This window comes from Ferroacidibacillus organovorans, assembly GCF_001642725.1.
GTDB lineage: Bacteria > Bacillota > Bacilli > Alicyclobacillales > SLC66 > Ferroacidibacillus > Ferroacidibacillus organovorans.
Window position 1 is genome coordinate 1 of sequence record NZ_LSUQ01000020.1, and the last position, 19,174, is coordinate 19,174.

Sequence of the window (19,174 nt, forward strand, 5' to 3'; positions counted from 1 at the left end):
CGTGGATGATGCGCACGCACGCATCATCGCGGTGATGGAAGATCATCGCGGCGATCGTGAGGCGGTCAGTTCAATCGTTAGTATTCCGCTGCGCGGTGAAACGCGGGGGATTCCTGAGGTGCTCGTTTCAGGAGCTGATTTCTATTCCTCGCCGCGCATCTCCTCCGATGGGAAGAAATTGGCGTATCTCTCGTGGAATCACCCGATGATGCCGTGGGATGAAACGACGCTCACCTGTGCGGAAATCGATGATCGAGGATTCGTCGCGGTACCGCGCATCGTGGCAGGCGGTGCAGGGGAATCCATTTTTCAACCTGAGTTTAGCCCCGATGGCGTACTCTATTTTGTCTCTGATCGAACGAATTGGTGGAATCTGTACCGCTTAGAAGGCGATGCGGTCGTTGCGATCGCGCCGCATGAGGCGGAATTCGGTCTACCGCAGTGGGTGTTTGGGATGTCCACCTACGGGTTTCTCTCGCGCGACACGTTGATTTGTACATACTCTCGCGCGAATCGCTCCTATCTTGCGACAGTCGATCTTAAGACGCTTGCGTTTATGACGCAGGATGTTCCATATGACGTGATTTCCAATGTGGCAGCGGATGCACACCATGCGGTCTTTTTAGGCGGTTCAACGAAAAAGCCCACTGCGCTCGTTTATTTTTCTTCCGATACGTCAACCTATGTCGAGCTCGCGACGTCGACCTCGCTGCCGTTTGCCGAAGCGCATCTCTCTGTCCCGGAAGCGATTTCCTATCCGACGACAAACGGGCATACGGCGCACGCCTTTTACTATCCGCCGACAAACGCAGAGTATGAAGGACTGCGCGATGAGCGACCGCCGCTATTGGTCATCAGCCACGGGGGGCCGACCAGCGCAGCCACGCCAAAATTCAAGCTGGCCATTCAATTTTTCACCAACCGCGGGTTCGCAGTGCTCGATGTGAACTACCGGGGCAGCACCGGGTATGGCCGAGCCTATCGAGATGCGCTACTCGGCGTGTGGGGGGTTGCAGATGTCGAGGATTGTGTCTACGGCGCGCGCGCGCTCGTCGAACGCGGGTTGGTCGATGGCAATCGTCTGATTATTCGCGGCGGGAGTGCGGGCGGGTATACGACACTCTGCGCGCTGACGTTTCACGATGTGTTTCGCGCGGGTGCGAGTTTCTATGGGATCAGCGATGCCGAGGCGCTCGCGCAGGAGACGCATAAGTTCGAGTCACGCTACATGGACCGCTTGATGGGACCTTATCCTGAAATGAAATCCGTCTATGAAGCGCGTTCGCCGATTCACTATGCCGAGCGCTTGAGCGCGCCGACGATCTTTTTTCAAGGCACAGCGGATAAGGTTGTGCCGGCGAATCAGGCGGAGCGCATGGTGAATGCACTTAAGAAAAATGGAATCCCGGTTGCCTTTGTGCTTTACGAGGGCGAAGGGCATGGTTTTATTCGCGCGGAAAACATCACGCACTCACTCGCAGCGGAACTGTATTTTTACGCGCGCATCTTCAATTTCCCGTATCGTGATGAAGTGCCTGTTTTGGAGATTGCCAATCTGAGTGACTGATTTCAGGACGTTATGGAGATAAGGGGGTGCGAGCGTGGAGCATATCGATGATGTAGGGCGCACCGTCAGGCTCGATCGCCCCGCAACGCGGGTGGTTTCGCTCTGCCCGTCCGTTACAGAGACGCTCTTTGCGCTCAAGCTGCAGGACGAGGTTGTCGGACGCACGCGATTTTGTGTTCATCCTGCCGGAGAGGTGAAGCGAGCGCAAAACGTCGGGGGAACGAAGAAGGTCGATGAGTCGCGCATTGACGCCTTACAGCCAGACCTGATTCTCGCGGTGAAAGAGGAGAATACGCCGGAGATCATCGCTGCGCTAGAAACGAGGTACCCGGTGTACGTATTTGACGTGAGAACGCCGGATGACGCGCTTAGGATGATCGGGCAGATCGGCGCGATGTGTGATCGCGAAAGCGAAGCTGCGAAACTCGTGGAGGAGATTCGCTTACGACTCAGCCGGATGACCCCTGTATCTCTGCGCTATGCGTACCTGATCTGGGAGTCGCCAACGATGGCGGTCGGAGGCGACACGTTTATCGATTCCCTTTTACAGGAGGCAGGTTGGGAAAATGTGCTGTCGACCGCGGATGTGCACTACCCGACGATCAACCCTGAGGAGATCCGCGCGTGCCAACCTGACGTGGTCTTCTTGAGTTCCGAACCGTATCCGTTCAAAGAGCAACACATCTCAAGATACAAGGCGCTCTATCCGGAGTGTGATGTACGATTGATCGATGGTGAAATTTCTTGGTTTGGGGCGCATATGCGCCAGTCGCTCGATCAACTCGCGGCGCTAAATGAGCAGATTCGAAAAAGGCAGGCGTACTGATGAAACGTAAATATTCAACGTATGTACTCTTTCTTGTTCTGGCAGGCGCCATCCTAGCAGGAATTTTCTACCGTCCAGGGCCGGCTGTCAGCCCGGAAATGGGGTATACGGCACCTCCGCTCACACTCAATACGCTCACGACCAATGCACCGTTTTCTTGGCAGTCTCTCTCGGGAAAATTGTATGTACTCAATTTCTGGGCGTCGTGGTGTCCTCCGTGTAACGCGGAAGCTCCAGGTTTTGTTAAGGCGGCAGAAAAATACAAAGGTAAAATTGAGTTTATCGGCGTCAATATGACCTCGGCTGATTCTCCGCCGGCAGCGATTGGTTTTATCAAGCACTATCATATTCCGTACACGGTTTTGGCAGATGTACAAGCAAAGGCGGCAAGCGCCTATCGCATTGTCTCGATTCCCACGACATTCTTTGTGAATCAAAAAGGGGTCATCGTCGATCGCGTGACAGGGCGAATCTCAGAAGGGACGCTTGATTCTCTTTTGAATCAGCTCGAAAAGGGATGAACCTATGAATTTTCCGGGGCTTTGGATCGCTTTCGTCGCAGGACTTGTCTCCTTTGCGTCACCCTGCAGTCTGCCTTTATATCCGTCTTTTCTCTCGTATTTGACAGGTGTCTCCTTCTTGCCAGGACAAAGATCGGAACAAGCAGGTGTGCGTCGTCGCGCACTCACGAACACCTTGTTTTTTGTTCTCGGATTCTCTGTGATCTTTGTCGCGCTCGGTGCATCCGCTTCACTTCTTGGTAGTCTGTTTTCGCAATACCGCAGCCAAATCAGTGTTTATGGCGGTATTCTGATCGCGCTCATGGGGTTGTGGCTGCTTTTTTCTTATCGGATTTCACAACTCGCGTTTGAGAAGCGCTGGCACCTGTCAGTAAAGCCGTCGGGGCCGTTTGGCGCGTTTCTCGTGGGGCTCGCCTTTTCTGCCGGATGGACACCGTGTGTGGGACCGATTCTCGCCTCCGTGCTCGCGATGACAGCTACCAGTGGTATTGCAGGTGGCTGGCTGATGCTCGCTTATGCGCTCGGCTTTGCCATTCCGTTTCTCGCCATGGCGGCGACGCTTGGTTCCGTCCGCTGGCTTACGCGCTACAGCCTGCGCATTAGCCAAGTCGGTGGACTCGTCATGGTTGCGATGGGAATCTTACTTGCTTCGGGAGAACTCGGGAAAATTTCAGCGTGGCTTACAAATTTCTAGTAGGGGGAAGTTCGATAAGAGATTAAGACTCTTCGGCGCATTTGCGCGTCTGCGTCAAAAATGCTCACTCACGTACCTTAGCGCGTATACTGCGTGTGTATTTTTGACTCGCAGTCTTCAAGATTAAATTTTCTATTGACAATAGAGTCGCTCCACAATTATGATAATCCCGTAATCGAATCGTTTCGATTGCGGGATTCGTAGTGAGGAGTTCGGTAATGGCGACACTTAAAGACGTGGCAAACGCTGCTGGCGTATCAGTATCGACTGTCTCAATCGCACTTAAACATGACCCGCGAGTCAAGGAAACGACAAAACGGAAAATCCTCGAAATTGTAGATCAATTAGGCTATCGTCCCAATGGCATTGCGCGTGATCTTAAAATGAAGAGCACGCAAACCATGGCCGTATTGCTTCATGATCTAGGGGGACCGTTTTATTCAGAATTAGTGACGGGAGTACAAGATGTTGCATTGGCTTATGACTATAGTCCGATTATTTCCTGTTCTATAGGCGGGAAGGGAGTTGCTTTAAAGAGACTGCTTCTTGAAAATCGTGTGGACGGGGCAATCATTCTCGATCCATACATTGAAGAATCGTTTATTCGTAGAGTGGCCTCCCCCAGTCTACCGATTGTGCTTTTAGATCGAGACATCGATTTACCATATGTATATCGAGTCACTTCCGATCATGAGGGGGGCGCTTATGAAGTGGTCTCGCATCTGATTGAAAAAGGTTATCAACGCATTGCTTTTGTCGGCGGACCGCAACGTTCGTTTGATAACCAATTGCGCTTTAATGGCTATAAAAAAGCTATGGAAAGTCAAGGTAAGGCCGTTGATTCCCGATTGATTTTTGCTGGCGATTTTACAGAGAAAAGCGGCTACGCTTTAGGATTGTCGCTCGGTGGTTCAGATAAATTGCCGGATGCTATTTTTGCAGCAAATGATGAGATGGCGATCGGCCTTTTGAGAGCGCTTTCCGAACTAGGACTTAAGATTCCGCAGGATATTGCCTTGGCTGGTTTTGATGATATACGACTGAGTCAATATACAGTACCTAAACTTACTTCTGTCCATCAGCCTATGTATGAGTTAGGTATTGTCGCGACGCAGATTCTGTTCAGGGCGTTAAATGGAGATTCCAAAATTGAGCCGGTTGTTTTATCTACCCAACTGATGATTCGAGATTCTACATGATCGTGTAAAGAAATCTCGATTTTAGATGTAGTGAGAGGGTGTATAGCATGCTTACGATAAAAAATGGCGCGTTTTTTATTGACGACAACCCAACCTTTTTATTTGGCGCGGAGTGTCACTATTTTCGAGTTGATCCTGAACAATGGCGTGATCGTCTTCTTCAAATCAAGGAAGCAGGGTTTAACCTTGTCAGTACATATGTTCCTTGGTTGTGGCATGAACCGGAACAAGGCAAGTTTGATTTTACAGGGAAAACGCATCCCAGACGGAATTTGCTTGACTTTTTGAAACTCTGCGATGAAATCGGATTCAAAGTCATGGTGAGACCCGGACCTTACGTGATGTCAGAGCTAAAAAGAGAAGGAATACCCGAATGGATCATTGAAAACTATTCTGAGGTCATTGCTCGGACGATAACGGGCAATCTTCATCCCGCTCGGCTTGTCTCCTATCTACATCCTGTCTTTTTACAGTTAGTACGAGACTGGTATGATGCTGTACTAACACAAATTCGGCCGCTGATGGAGGATCGCTCTGGGCCCATTGTGATGATTCAGCTAGACAACGAGATTGGTATGCTGCAATGGGTAACAAATTCTGCAGACTTCCATCCTCTTACGATGGAACGGTATCGTACTTTTGTAGAAGAGAATCGCTTGTCGCAGTCAGGGAAGTTATTAAATCAAGCGTCAGATTCTTTGGAGAAATTTAGCGAAGAAGAGCAAAGTCTAAGCGATCATTTCATGTGGTCGGAATTTTGCAGAATGGAATATTCCACCTATGTTTCTCATCTTCAAGAGCTTGTTCGGAAAAACGGCATAAACGCATTGACAGTCATTAACGTGCACGGGTTTAAAGACTTATCGATTTATAGCCGTGGAACGGATTATCCAATTGGTATCAGTCAGTTAAGGACGGCTGCGCTCTTACATGACTGCTGTGTTGCAGGTGATTTCTACCCAGGCCACATTACGTACGATAATTTTCACGACATCATTTTAAGTACGGTATTGACTGCGTGCATTAGTTCCAAAGAGCAACCTATCTTTTCTGCAGAATTTCAGTCTGGTCGATTATCTGATCGTCCGACGGTTTCTTCTTCTGATATGAACCTTCTGACGAGATTGTGTATTAGTCACGGAATGAACGCATTAAATTACTACATGTTTTGTGCAGGGGATAACCCTGAAGACATTGGATTGTTTGGAACTCGACATGAATGGCAAGCGCCTATTGCGTCGGATGGGTCGCGGAGAGAAGGGTATGCAACAGCCCAAGATCTTGGTCGAATGATCTCCAGTGTTCATGAGGATCTGGTTTTGGCAAAAAAGGAGGTTGATACACATATTGGATTCTATTCTCCCTATTACATGACGGAAACGGATTGGCCTCCTTCTGCCGCAGTGAAAACAATGATTCAGGAGGTAACTTCTATACGGGAGAATTATGTGTTCGATGGGTTGTGGCGATTGCTGGCGGCCGCCAATCTTACCTATGACGCAGTTGATCTGCTGAAGGAGGGACAGTTAGATTCAAAAGAATACCCTACACTTTGGGTGGGAACGACACGCTGTATGGAGGCAGAAGTACAACAGAAGTTACTAGATTACGCAAAATCCGGTGGAAAACTGTGCCTCAGTCCATTTTTGCCCGAATACGATCTGAATGGACGTCCTTGTCGAATTCTTGCTGACGCGATTCAGATTGAGATGGGGAACGAGGAATATGGTTATCAGCTTGTTGATTTTCGAGGACATCCGTCGACATTCTGCCGTGTACATCTGAAAATGTACGGAATTCCAGACCATGAAATCATCGCTACGTCGAAAGACGAACCTCAAGTATGCACGGCGCTTTACAAACGAATCGAACGTGGAAACCTAATGCTTTTAGGTGTTGGAATGCTGCATGAATATCAGTATCAAATTGATGTACTAAAGGAAATCGCTGATCAAATGGGGATTCGTGCATCTGTCTCTTGTACACATTCAAGAGTTCATGCGACCATGAGGCGAGGAGAGCGCGGATCGTTTCTTTCTCTGCTCAATATGGATGAAAAACCTGCATGGACTCAAATGAAAGCGAATGGTGAAATTCTATTTGACCAGGCGCTGGTACAAGTGCCTGCGCGAAGTGGGCTCATGTTGCCGTTTATGCTACAAATTGGCACGCTTGTTCTTCGTTATAGCACAATGGAAATTTTCCAGAAACAAGCAGGCGATCAAGTGGTGACACTAGGATTACGGGCAACAGGTGAGAGCGGCATCGTTTGCATCTCCTCAGGCTGGACCGTATCCGTAACAGGCGCATCTAGTTCCGAAGAGAGTATGGGTGATGGGATAAGAATCACTTGTACATGGAGCCATGAACAGGTTCATCAAGACCATCATATTTTAATGACCTTAAATCGAATCGTTTAGATTTCGAAATATTTAAGGAGGTGGGTGGTATGTGAATGCATGCGAAAACGTATTCTTGTCGATTGGTGCAAGCAATCGTAGTCAGAAAATAAAAGGGGGAAGTAAAATGTTGAAGAAAAAGTTGGTGTACAGTGCAGCAGCGCTGTTAACGCTTTCAATGATCGGCGTTGCGCCAGATACCTTGGCTGCATCATCGAGTAGCCAGCAATCTCCTTTGATTATGGTACCAGGACAAGGGGGACAGTTTCAGGAAAACTTTAGTCCTTTCTCTTCGAGTGCGCTTCAAGGAACGCTCGGGTTAATCTATCAACCTCTGTTCTACTTTAATCCATCGGGTCAAGCAGTGCCCTTACTTGGGCAGTCATTTGTTTGGTCTGATCACGCCAAAGTGTTGACGGTTAATCTTAAGCATAATGTAAAGTGGTCAAATGGAAGTGTCATGACGTCGCAGGATGTTGTATTTTCCTTTGATCTGCTAAAAAAATTCCCCCAATTAGATGGCAGCCAAATTTGGAAAGTGATTTCTGGGGTTAAAGCAAATGGACCGTATCAAGTTCAATTTACGTTTCAATCCCCAAACTCAGCGTATGAATATTACATTCTTGGGACCACTTACATTGTTCCTCAACGTGTTTGGAAGAATGTATCTGATCCAACCAAATCGTTAAATCTTCATCCAATGGGAACGGGTCCCTACATTTTGGTGTCATTTACACCGGAGATGTACCAGTTTATGGCAAACCCAGTCTATTGGAATGGCGAGCCTAAAGTAAAACGGGTTGATTTCCCTGCCTATTCGGGGAATGAAAGCACGACCCTTTCCCTTATACAGGGGAAAATTGACTGGACAGGTCTGTTTATTCCTCACATCGCTCAAGTGTACTCAAACAGGAGTCCCTACAATCAATATTGGTTCTCAGATTTCGGGGGAGCAAATATGATTTACACCAATTTACAAGACCCCCTATTAAAACAGTTACCGGTGCGCGAAGCAATCAGTTTAGCGATTAATCGACAAAAAGTTTCTCAGCTAGGTGAGTATGGCTATGAACCGCCTGCGACACCTACGGGGTATGCTCTCCCTCCAGCAGCCAAAGCTTGGACAGACCCTAAGCTGCCTACGCAGTTTCAGTACAATCCGACACAAGCCGTTAAAATTCTGGAACATGCCGGATTCAAAAAGAATGCTCAAGGTATTTTTGAGTCCAAGAGTGGTCAACCGCTCTCCTTTACCTTGGATGTCGTCAGTGGATGGACGGATTGGGATGCTGATTGCTCAATCGTTGCAAGTGAGTTATCAAGTATTGGCATCAAAGTGCAGGTGCAGCAACTGGCTTTTGGCGCGTACTATCAAAATCTATCAACCGGACATTTTCAATTGGGAATGAGTTGGAGCGGTTCTGGACCTACGCCATTCTATATGTATCAGAGCCTCTACCAACCGAATGGAATAAACAACTGGGATCATTGGAACAATCCACTGACCACAAAAGCACTTTACAACTATGAACACACGAGCAATGTAAAAAAACAACAGCAAGATGTGTATGTCCTAGAGAATGCAATGGTGAAATCCCTCCCGTATATTCCCCTCGTATACGGTGTGGGTTGGAATGAATACAGCACCAAGAACTTTGTAGGCTGGCCAAGCGCTTCAAATCCGTATGCTCAAGGATCACCATGGGTCTCACCATCCAATGGGATCATTCTTTCCCAATTGCGCCCTAGATAAGACAAATGGGTAGAGGGAAGGTTCGCTTTTCCTCTACCCCAATGATTGAGGAGGCTCTGTTTATGCGTTACTTTGCACAGCGGTTTGGCTTTTTTATCCTCTCTTTATGGGCGGCCATAACAATCAATTTTTTATTGCCGCGGTTTATGCCCGGGAATCCAGCAGAGGTAATGATCACCAGATATCAAGGTCGCTTGAATCCATTGGTGCTGCACTCTCTTGAATTGCAATTTGGAATCAGTCATCAGCCGCTGTGGCAGCAATATGTAACTTATGTTCAAAATATGATTCATGGTCAATTTGGATTATCAATTACTTATTATCCTGTACCAGTCATCAGTGTAATTGAAAATAGTTTGCCGTGGACGTTAGGCTTAGCGGGAACGGCAACGGTTGTGTCATCGATTCTCGGTGTATTGCTTGGGATTTTTGCTGCTTGGAAGAGGGGGGGAATGGCAGATACACTTCTTCCCGTGGTGACAACCTTTACCTCTGCAATACCTTATCAATGGTTAGCGCTTCTCTTACTCTATATTTTCGGTTTTTCCTTAGGTTGGTTTCCCACTGCTCATTCGTATTCGGCCACCTTGAGTCCCTCTCTCCATCCGGCATTTATCGGAAATGTGCTTGATCACGCGATTCTTCCGGCTACAACCATGATCGTTACTGCACTCGGTGGCTGGCTGCTTGGAATGAGAAATAACATGATTCATACCTTAGGCGAAGATTATGTTGTATTTGCTGAAGCCAAAGGTGTTACACAAAAAAGATTGAAGTATATGTATGCGGCGAGAAATGCAATGTTACCTAGTTTGACAGGGTTTGGGATGGCATTGGGGTTTGTCGTTGGCGGCTCTGTACTTGTCGAGAGTGTGTTTTCTTATCCCGGCATTGGTTATCAGCTGGTTACAGCGGTGCAAAACGAAGATTATCCTTTGATGCAGGGTCTTTTTCTAATTATTGCAGTCTCTGTTTTACTCGCTAACTTTATTGTTGAAATGCTCTATGGGAAATTAGATCCTCGCGTGAAAAAGGGAGGAGCAGGTAGATCGTGAGTATACAGAACGACAGCAAATCAAACCGTTTACGTACTTTCCCAGGGGTTCAAGCGATACGGAACTTTTTGAAGGATACTAGAGCAAAAACTGGAATTATCATATTTACTTTTTTTTCATTGATTGCAATTTTAGCGCCAGTTTTGACTCCTTATAATCCAAACGATAACAATTTTGTTCCCCTTACGCCCCCGAGTTTGCAGCACTGGCTCGGTACCACTGGAAATGGACAGGATGTATTTTCCCAGTTTGTCTGGGGCGCAAGAACTTCATTATCGATTGGGCTTTTAGCCGGCCTGATATCCACGGTGCTTTCCGTTTTGATTGGAATGTATCCAGGATATCGCGGTGGCTGGATGGATCGCATCTTTGACACCATAACCAATGTATTTTTAGTGATTCCAAGTCTCCCGTTGATTATTGTCATTTCATCGTACGTCCATTCAGCAGGTCCATGGGTCATCGTATTCGTAATTGGGTTGACTGGGTGGGCGGGTGGGGCGCGCGTTTTGCGAGCTCAAACGCTCACCTATCGGAATCGGGATTTTATAAGTGCTGCCAAATTGGGCGGTTCATCAGAATTGCGTATCTTGGTGTGGGAAATTGTTCCGAATATGCTCTCCCTTATCATCAGTAATTTTATGTTTGGAACATTGGGTGCCATTTTGGCTGAGGCAGGATTGGAATTTCTGGGGCTTGGAAATGTAAGTGTCGTGAGTTGGGGAACGATGCTTTATTGGTCGGACTCAGGTGGCGCCCTCTTGATGGGAGCTTGGTGGTGGTTGCTTCCCGAGGGATTGGCCATTGCTCTTTTTGGAATGAGTCTTGCACTGATGAATTTTGGCATTGACCAACTAACCAACCCTCGCTTGCGTAGTGATAGTTTGAATAAGAAAAAAGCCAGGATAAAAAGGAGGGAGTCTAATGCAAACATCTGAAACAATGGAAAGGCAGACTCCGATCCTCGAAGTGGATCATTTGACCGTTGTTTATGAAACAGCGAAGGGTGATGTCATCGCTGTTCGCGATGTGAGTTTCTCCCTGTATCCGAATGAAATTATGGGTCTTATCGGAGAATCGGGTTCAGGCAAGTCAACGATGGCCTACGCTATTTTAAGGATGCTCAAAGGCGCTGCTCGCGTTGTGCATGGTACGGTTCGCATACTGGGAAAAGATATTTATCTGCTATCTCCCGAGGAACTGAGAAAATTTCGGTGGAGTCACTTTTCAATGGTTTTTCAAAGTGCCATGAACGCTTTGAATCCTGTAATGACTGTCGAAGCGCAAGTGATCGATACATTGAAGAGTCATCGACCTCATCTTACGCGTTTGGAAGCAAAAGAACGTGCACTAGAGTTGTGTGAACTCGTTCGCATTGATCCGCGTTATTTAAAAAGTTATCCACATGAATTATCAGGTGGCATGCGCCAACGTATTGTGATTGCAATCGCGATCGCGCTGGAACCGTCATTAGTGATTATGGATGAACCGACTACGGCACTCGACGTCGTTGTTCAACGCTCCATCATGGATCAAATTCGCGACATTCAAATGCGGGTTCATTTTTCTATCCTCTTTATCAGTCACGATTTTAGTCTTGTATCGGAATTGGCTACGCGAATTGCCATCATGTACGCTGGTCAAATCGTAGAGTTTACTGATTCTCACTCTTTAGAAGATCGCATGAGTTTACATCATCCCTACACAGAAGGTCTATGGAATGCCATTCCCAAGTTGGCGAACCGCAATATCGTGATCGAGGGGATTCCTGGAGGTCCACCCAATCTGCTAAAGCTCCCTGAGGGTTGTTCTTTTCATCCTCGCTGCCGTTATAAGAGCGAGATATGTTCGGCGCAAACGCCAGAATTGAAAACATATGGGACATATGAAATTGCATGTCATCATGTTCTTGACAAGGAGGGGCATCATGATTGACGAAAATCACGTCTTGGTAGCAGATCAAGTCGTCGTTCGATTCTCGGTTGCATCCAATCTAAAGCGAAATGAGATTGTCCCTGTTAGACGCGTCAGTTTTTCATTAAATAAAGGTGAAGTATTGGCGATCGTTGGTGAATCAGGAAGTGGGAAAACGACGATTGGAAGAGCTTTGGTGCGATTGTTAGAGCCAAATGATGGGACAATCATGTTGGCGGGAAAGGATATTACACATGTGAAAGGTCGCTCCCTTCACGAGCAACGGAAAAATATACAAATGATATTCCAAGATCCATACGGGTCTTTGAATCCAGTACACACGATCGCGCAACATCTGGCATTTCCAATAAAGAAATTCCAGAAAATAAAGAAGGCTGCACTTGAGGAAGCGATCGAAGAAGCTTTGTTGCTCGTCGGATTAACACCGGTTTCTGAGATGAAAAATAAATTTCCACACGAATTGTCGGGAGGTCAACGGCAACGCGTCGCGATTGCGCGGGCACTGGCGGTGCGTCCAAAAGTTGTCGTGGCAGATGAACCGATTTCGATGTTGGACGTTTCCATCCGGGCGGAAATCTTGAATCTACTCAAGGACTTACAAAAACGTTTGGGAATTTCATTTGTCTATATCACGCATGACCTTGCATCTGCGAGATATTTTGGGGATCGCATTGCCGTCATGTATGGTGGACAAATTATGGAATTGGCACCTTCTGATCACCTGATTCATCAACCGCACCACCCATATTCCAAATTGCTTTTAGCTGCGACTCCCGGAATGAAGTACATGGAGAAACTCCCGGAAACAAGCAATCGCGCTCCGAATTTATTGAGTACCCGTAAAGGGTGTCCCTTTGCTGAACGCTGTCCAGCTGTTTTAGACATTTGTTCTGAACAGGAACCGCTTTTGCGATCTCTGGATCCGATCCACCACGTTGCATGCCATCTCTATCCTTGATGGAAAAATAGCATCGGATTACAGATTTCATTGTAGATTGTGGCCGGCATGGGGCAGTTGTAGTGTCAGAAGGATTACAATGAGCCCCTTCGATCCTTTGCGGGCGCTTGAATTACTGTGCGACGTTGACATTTCACGAAACTTAACCTATATATAATTTGATAGTAAATATAGAAAGGATTGTGCGCAATGAACTATCCTGTATCGTCATTTTTTCCAATTGCGATAGGTTTTTTAAGTCTATCGATCAATTATTTTGTGCAAGGAGGCAGCGTGCTTTTTGATGGGCCAAGACATACCAAAGATCCCAGGCAAAATGAGAAAATGCTTGGACTTTGGGGAATGTTACTCGGGGGATTCGGACAGCTCTTGACTGGAACGTATCTCATGGTTGGTTTGAGCTGGTTTCCGGTCTATCGGGATGCAGCGCCACTCTATATGGCAGCCGTCGCATTCTCTGTTTATGGCATTCATTGGGTCGTTTTGGGATTGAGGCGTTTTCTCGGATTGGATGCCGGTTCTGAAGCGTGGATGTCCATTCCGCTGCTTGGCCTTAGTGTGCTCGGTACCATCTCGTTTGGAATGGCTGGCGATCAACCAGCAATGATTCTTTTTATCGGTCTGATTCTGATTTATATTTCCGAGCTTATGGCGCGTTTTACTCAAATTCAGTTCTGGGTGAAATCACTCGCTTTTTTCCAACTTATAACTGGAATTTGGCTTCTGTACCTCACGTACGGTGTCACGCTTAACACGGCAAATGGACTCCATTTCTGGGTTTGATCGGCACAGGTTTGATGGATTGAAATGAAAAAGCACAGTCTCTTCAATAAATTGAAGAGACTGTGCTTTTTGGTTGATGGTGGGTTAATACGAAACGATGATGCTCGTATCGCCTGATGCGTCCAAGATGACTGCACCCTTGTGGATGAACGGAGTGAGTGTTGCAAATCATTGACCGGAAGAAGAGTACAATGTACAATGCCCATAAAACCGATCGGTTTAACGGGGGTGTGCAAATGAATCCGGTGATGCTTCTGGGCGCCGGTCCAGGTGACCCGCAGTTGCTCTCCGTGCGGGGAAGGGCAGTGCTTGAAACCGCAGAAGTGGTGGTGTATGACCGTCTTGTTTCACCTGTTCTTCTTGAAAGCGCACCTGTTTCGACTGAATTTTTCTATGTTGGAAAAGCATCGTCTGCGCATAGTGTCGCTCAAGAAGAGATCCAACAGTTGCTGATTCAAAAAGCGCGTGAAGGCAAACGGGTCGTGCGGTTAAAGGGTGGCGACCCGTTCATCTTTGGCCGCGGAGGAGAAGAGGCGGCTGTACTTCGGTCGGCACAGATCCCCTTCCAGATCATCCCGGGCGTCAGTTCAGCGATGAGTGTGCCAGCCTACGCGGGTATCCCACTGACACAGCGGGCAATGGCATGCTCGTTTCGCGTTGTGGCAGGACACTTGAGCTCTGCTGTACTCCCAGCGTTTGGGCAACCGCACGCAGGTGAAACGCTCGTCATTCTTATGGGGCTCGCGAATCTGCAGGAAATCGTTACATCGCTTCTCGCGCACGGTTATTCACATGAGTTGCCCGTCGCCGTCACCCGCTGTGGCACGACGGCCGAACAAGCGACAGTGCAAGGGACACTGGCAGACATCGCTTCTCGCGTCACACGCGCTAGGCTTAGGAGTCCTGCGATGATCGTGGTGGGAGAAACCGTGCATCTGCGCGATGCGTTAGCCTGGCGGGAACGTCTACCGCTTTTTGGAAAACGAATTTTGTGCATCGGTGAGACGAGTGACCAGATTCGCACAGATTGTGATCAGCTTCAAGAGGCAGGCGCCGAGGTATTTCCTTTTTTACTTGAGCGCTATGCAACAGTGAGTGAGAGCACTGAGGAAAAGATTGCCGCACTGCTTTGCGACGAAGGAAAAGGGCAGGTCGCGGTCATCGTGCGTACACTTCTCGGCGCCAAGGCGCTGTTACGCATATTTCGAGAAAGGGAGACCCATCCCATACGCTTTCCGCACGTGTCCATTGCGTCTGCGCGTGCGGATGTGATCGCTTATTTGGAGGAGCGAGGTGTGCTGCCTGAACGAATCCTTGGGCTGTATCCAGACGATCTGCAAACGTTTTTCATGAGGCACTCGGGCGGACACGTATTTTCGGAGTGCGGAAACGGCCTGCCTCCGGTCGCGGGAACACTTCCGCTGACACTCGTCGAGTATCGCGTCGACGGCATGTCACCATTGCGGGCGTGGCTCGAAGCCAATGAAATGCATCCGGCCGACGCGGTCATCTCGTATGCAGAAAATGCCGTCGCCCATGTGAAGCGACAGGTTGTGTGGCCGCGCGGCGCGTCTGAGCATTGGCGAGCGAACCTGGCTGGCAAAGAAGATAGCATTGAGATTGAGGAACTTTGTAAACGCATAGCCTGGGCGAGTGCGTGGGAAGTGGGGCTGGATCGCGAAAACGGGTGTGAGGCATTTGACGGCATCGCAAACTGAGGGAGCGTCAAAATACAAAGGCGACGGAGCATTCTCCGTCGCCTTTGTGCCTGAATGCCCGTGGAGCGGGTCAATGTGCGGCTAACCCACTTGGCGGCTGCCCTTTAAACGGATGGTTACCAAACAACGTGAAGAGGGAGCTTTTCTAGGCGCTTGCCGTGACACTTCTTTCTTTACGCCGTGCTTTTCGGTGAAGCAGTTCATACGCGATCGGCACGACGAACAAGGTCAGGATGGTGGATGTCACAAGTCCTCCGATCACGACGACGGCGAGCCCCTGCGAGATCAGTGCGCCCTCGGAGAGACCGGCGGCGAGTGGGGCAAGCGCGCAGATCGTCGCAATCGCGGTCATGAGAATCGGGCGCAGTCTCGTTGTGCCAGCCTCAAGTAGCGCGTCGCGCACTGTGCGGCCGCGTTTGCGCTGCTGCTCTACGCGATCGATCAGGACAATCGCGTTTGTGACGACAATACCCATCAGCATCAGGATGCCAATCAAGGATGACACGCTGATGGGTTGGCGCGCAATGACTGTGCCGAAGAAGGCGCCGATCAAGGCGACCGGCATCGCGAACAGGATGGAAAACGGAGCAGACCACTCGCCAAACGCGATCAGCATCACGATGTACACCATGCCGGCGGCGACGAGCACAGCCTGAATGAGTTCTCCAAAACTTTGATTCTGCTGCTGACTCGTGCCAGACAGCGCGGTCGTGACGCCTGCAGGCAGATTCAGCTTGGTAATCGCTTTTTGCGCGAGCCGTGTCGCTTTCCCCGTATTTTTTTCGGTGAACGTCGCTGTGATTTCAGCGTACGGGCTTCCGTTTCGATGCAAGACACTGACTGCCGTTTGCACGAGTTGCACCTGCGCAACATCGCCAAGCGTGAGCGACTGTCCTGTCGCCGTCGAAATCGGAAGATTGCGCAGCGCCTGGAGAGAGTTTAGTGCTGTTCCGGAATTCAGTGTGGCAATCATCGTATAGGTTTGACCGTTTAGACTCACTGTGCCCGCGTTTTGGCCGGCCAGCACATTCTGCGCAACGCTTGCGATTTGATAGGCGGTCAGTCCATACTGGCTCGCTTTGGCGAGGTTTGGCGTTACCTGAATTTGCGGCTGTGTCTGCGTCAGATTGTTTTTCACATCCGTAAGCCCAGGTACGCCCTGTAGCGCGCTTGTGATGCGCGCTGCGGCGTGACTCACGCTCAGCGGGTCATTGCCGGAAACGACCAGAGCGTAGTTTGTCGCAGGGCCGCCCGCTGTAACGGCGGCCGCCTGGATCGTCGCAGATCCGGCGAGCGGATAGACCGCCTGTTGCAGCGCTTTTACAAAGGCGCTGACGTGCGTTGCCGGATTCAACTGGAGGAAGAAGCTTGCGCTGTTTTCATTTGTGAGCGATCCGCGCGAGCCAGACTGGCCTGGGTCACTGCCAATCGTGACGTTCATCGTTTCAATTGTCGAGTCAAATAGAGTTTGCACGCGCTGTTCCACTTGCTGCGCTTTTTGATTGGTAGCTTGCAGGGAGCTGCCTACGGGAAGCGTTACGCTGATCGTCGCATACTTGTCATTTGATTGTGGCAAGAAGGTGCTGCCCACAGTGGGCAGTACAGCGACGGATGCGACGAGACCGATGACGCAGAGGATGATCACCAATGCCTTGTGCGTGAGCGCAAAACGCAAAAAACCTTGGTAGCGCAATTGCCACGGGCGCAGGTGTTCCTGCTCCTCTTCTACGAGCAAATGCGTATGCACAACGCCGTCGAACGTTGACTCTTCTGACGCTGTTCCCTGCTCATCCGCCGCTGCGGCATACGCGGTCGCGAGGTGCCGCGGCGCTTTTTTCGCGATGAAAAGCCACGCCAAAAGCGGAATCAGCGTCAAGGCGACGAGCAGGGAAGAGATGAGCGAGATGACGACGGTCAAGGCGAACGGGAAGAAGATTTTTCCGATGATCCCGCTGACAAGGCCGAGTGGGAGAAAGACGGCGACCGTCGTGATGGTCGATGACGTGATGGCTTTGGCGACCTCGCCTGTGGCAAAAAGCACGAAGGCGCGGCCAAAGCCGATGCCCCGTCTGTAGGAGCGGTGGATGTTTTCAATGACCACAATCGAGTCATCGACAACGCGCCCTGTGGCGACGGCCATGCCGCCAAGGCTCATGATGTTGATTGTGACATTGAATTGGTTGAGGAAGATGAACGCGATCAGAAGGGAGACGGGAATGGAGACGATGGCGATGAGCGTTGTCAATCCGTTTCTCAGGAAGAGAAGAATGACTAGCCCCGCGAAAAGCGCGCCGAGTAACGCCTCTCGGATCAGACCGTCAATCGACGTCTTGATCACCGTCGCTGCGTCATAGATCGTTGTGACATGCAGGTGAAACGGCAGCGACTGGGTGAGGGATTGCATCTCATTTTGGATGGCTGAAACCGTCGTCACAGTATTTGCGCTGTCTGTCTTGACGACGCTTAACAGCACACTGTCTTTTCCGTTCGTGCGGTTGATCGCAACGTTTGTGGGTTGCGCCAAGGTCACCGTAGCGAGAGCGGAGAGCGGGATCGTTTTAAGTGTTGCGTTACCCGCGCTCGACGTTTGATTTGGAACTGTGAGCGCGGGTGTTGCTTGTGAGCTGCCCGCAGATGGGGTACCTCCCGTGGGTGAGGGGCCCCTGGTCTGCGCCGCCGCACGCATCATGCCCTGTAACTTTTGCATGAGCGTCTTCTGCTCTTCCTGAAGGGTTGTGACCATACCCTGCAATTTGGCGAGCGCGAGCGGACTCTGCGCAGATTTAGGAAGCGTGATTTGTCTTGCCAGTTCCAGTTCTGCGCCAAACAGCTGTCCCTGAACGCTTTGAATGGTGGCCATCAGTTGGTTCTCAGCTTGTATCATGCCGAGTCCCTGACCCAGTTGACCGACGGAGGAACCGAGCGTGCCGACAGCGTGTCCGAGACGCCCGATCGTCGCGCCAATCGACTGAATCCCGGCGTTTGCAGACGGGGTGAGCGTGATCGGCAAATTTTTGATATCGGCGAGTGACTGAAACTGTGTCGTGAGTTGGACAGGTCGTGTGTACCCTTGATAGGTGGCGCTTCCGACAGGCAAAGAGAGATTGTCGCTCTGTAGGTTTTGTAGCACCTGGGCGAGCGTGAGGTGATAGGTGGCGAGTTTGGCGGCGTCAACCTGGATCTGCACTTGATCGGGCTCTGCGCCAGCCGTCTGTACCGAACCGACGCCGGAGATCGACTCGATGCCAGGAACGATTGTCTGATTGACAAGATTGCGCAGCGCAGTCGGTGAGGCATACTTTGATGTGATCGTAAAGTAGATGACAGGTTGCGCGTTAAAAGAAAACTGCTGGATGTTCGGACGCAAGGCAGAGGTGGGTAACTGCACCTGGTTGACCGTCTGTTGTACGTTTTGTTCCACCGTGGTTATGCTTGCGCTGCTGTGCAATTCCAAGCTGATTTCGGAGACATTTTGCACGGACGTCGACGTGACATTTTTCACGCCAGCCACACTGCGCAGCGCCTTTTCCAAAGGATCGGACACATCAGACGCCACCGCGTTCGGCGCCGCACCGGGATACCCGGTGATCACGGTGATGACAGGCAGCGAGATGTTTGGAAACAATTCCTCGTTGAGCGATGAGGCGGAGAGCGCGCCGCCGATGGCGAGAAGAACGGTCAAGATGATAATCACGACCGGGTTGCGCAAGGAAAAGCGCGATAAAAAACGCATTGACATGTTCTCCTTTTTGGTTGCGACGGCAAG

At 49.7% G+C, this 19,174-nt stretch carries 14 protein-coding genes; 13 read left to right on the forward strand and 1 reads right to left on the reverse strand.

All coding sequences use genetic code 11. The features are described 5' to 3' along the window. The 13 genes from AYW79_RS08080 to cobA form a co-directional block, all read left to right on the forward strand. Nucleotides 1–1,567 (forward strand): S9 family peptidase (locus AYW79_RS08080; protein ID WP_067564304.1); only part of this gene is annotated, 1,567 nt, incomplete at its 5' end. A 34-nt stretch (nt 1,568–1,601) separates the two neighbouring features. Continuing rightward, nucleotides 1,602–2,393 carry a helical backbone metal receptor gene (locus AYW79_RS08085; RefSeq protein ID WP_067564308.1) on the forward strand — a complete coding sequence of 264 codons (792 nt, stop codon included), beginning with the start codon at nt 1,602–1,604 and terminating at the stop codon, nt 2,391–2,393. Next, a complete protein-coding gene (locus tag AYW79_RS08090) occupies nt 2,393–2,914 on the forward strand; it encodes a TlpA family protein disulfide reductase (protein ID WP_067564311.1) in 522 nt (173 codons plus the stop codon). Before AYW79_RS08085 ends, AYW79_RS08090 begins: the two co-directional genes overlap by 1 nt. Before the next feature lie 4 nt (nt 2,915–2,918). After that, nucleotides 2,919–3,608 (forward strand): cytochrome c biogenesis CcdA family protein, encoded by a 690-nt coding sequence (locus AYW79_RS08095; RefSeq protein WP_067564314.1) that lies wholly within the window; start codon nt 2,919–2,921, stop codon nt 3,606–3,608. Nucleotides 3,609–3,826: 218 nt separating this feature from the next. After that, nucleotides 3,827–4,807: a LacI family DNA-binding transcriptional regulator gene (locus AYW79_RS08100; protein ID WP_067564317.1), complete on the forward strand. Its 981-nt coding sequence runs from the start codon at nt 3,827–3,829 to the stop codon at nt 4,805–4,807. Nucleotides 4,808–4,854: 47 nt separating this feature from the next. After that, complete coding sequence (locus tag AYW79_RS08105) at nt 4,855–7,227, forward strand: beta-galactosidase (RefSeq protein WP_067564321.1); 2,373 nt, start codon at nt 4,855–4,857, stop codon at nt 7,225–7,227. 31 nt (nt 7,228–7,258) lie between these two features. After that, the gene (locus AYW79_RS08110; protein ID WP_197460933.1) at nt 7,259–8,959 is read left to right on the forward strand and encodes an ABC transporter substrate-binding protein; all 1,701 of its coding nucleotides are present in this window, start codon (nt 7,259–7,261) and stop codon (nt 8,957–8,959) included. Nucleotides 8,960–9,021: 62 nt separating this feature from the next. Further along, nucleotides 9,022–10,014, forward strand: coding sequence for an ABC transporter permease (locus AYW79_RS08115; protein ID WP_067564327.1), 993 nt, complete (start codon nt 9,022–9,024; stop codon nt 10,012–10,014). After that, complete coding sequence (locus AYW79_RS08120; RefSeq protein WP_067564331.1) at nt 10,011–10,952, forward strand: ABC transporter permease; 942 nt, start codon at nt 10,011–10,013, stop codon at nt 10,950–10,952. The genes AYW79_RS08115 and AYW79_RS08120 overlap by 4 nt, the downstream gene beginning before the upstream one ends. After that, a complete protein-coding gene (locus AYW79_RS08125; protein ID WP_231877785.1) occupies nt 10,939–11,949 on the forward strand; it encodes an ABC transporter ATP-binding protein in 1,011 nt (336 codons plus the stop codon). The genes AYW79_RS08120 and AYW79_RS08125 overlap by 14 nt, the downstream gene beginning before the upstream one ends. Next, a complete protein-coding gene (locus AYW79_RS08130; RefSeq protein WP_067564334.1) occupies nt 11,942–12,907 on the forward strand; it encodes an ABC transporter ATP-binding protein in 966 nt (321 codons plus the stop codon). The genes AYW79_RS08125 and AYW79_RS08130 overlap by 8 nt, the downstream gene beginning before the upstream one ends. Nucleotides 12,908–13,096: 189 nt before the next feature. Then, entirely contained in the window at nt 13,097–13,690 is a 594-nt protein-coding gene (locus AYW79_RS08135) for a hypothetical protein (RefSeq protein ID WP_067564338.1), read from the forward strand. A gap of 236 nt (nt 13,691–13,926) precedes the next feature. After that, nucleotides 13,927–15,408 carry a uroporphyrinogen-III C-methyltransferase gene (gene cobA / locus AYW79_RS08140; RefSeq protein ID WP_067564341.1) on the forward strand — a complete coding sequence of 494 codons (1,482 nt, stop codon included), beginning with the start codon at nt 13,927–13,929 and terminating at the stop codon, nt 15,406–15,408. Nucleotides 15,409–15,553: 145 nt separating this feature from the next. Here the strand turns inward: cobA and AYW79_RS08145 are convergent, their stop codons facing one another. Then, nucleotides 15,554–19,141 (reverse strand): efflux RND transporter permease subunit, encoded by a 3,588-nt coding sequence (locus AYW79_RS08145; RefSeq protein ID WP_067564343.1) that lies wholly within the window; start codon nt 19,139–19,141, stop codon nt 15,554–15,556. Nucleotides 19,142–19,174: the final 33 nt, after the last annotated feature.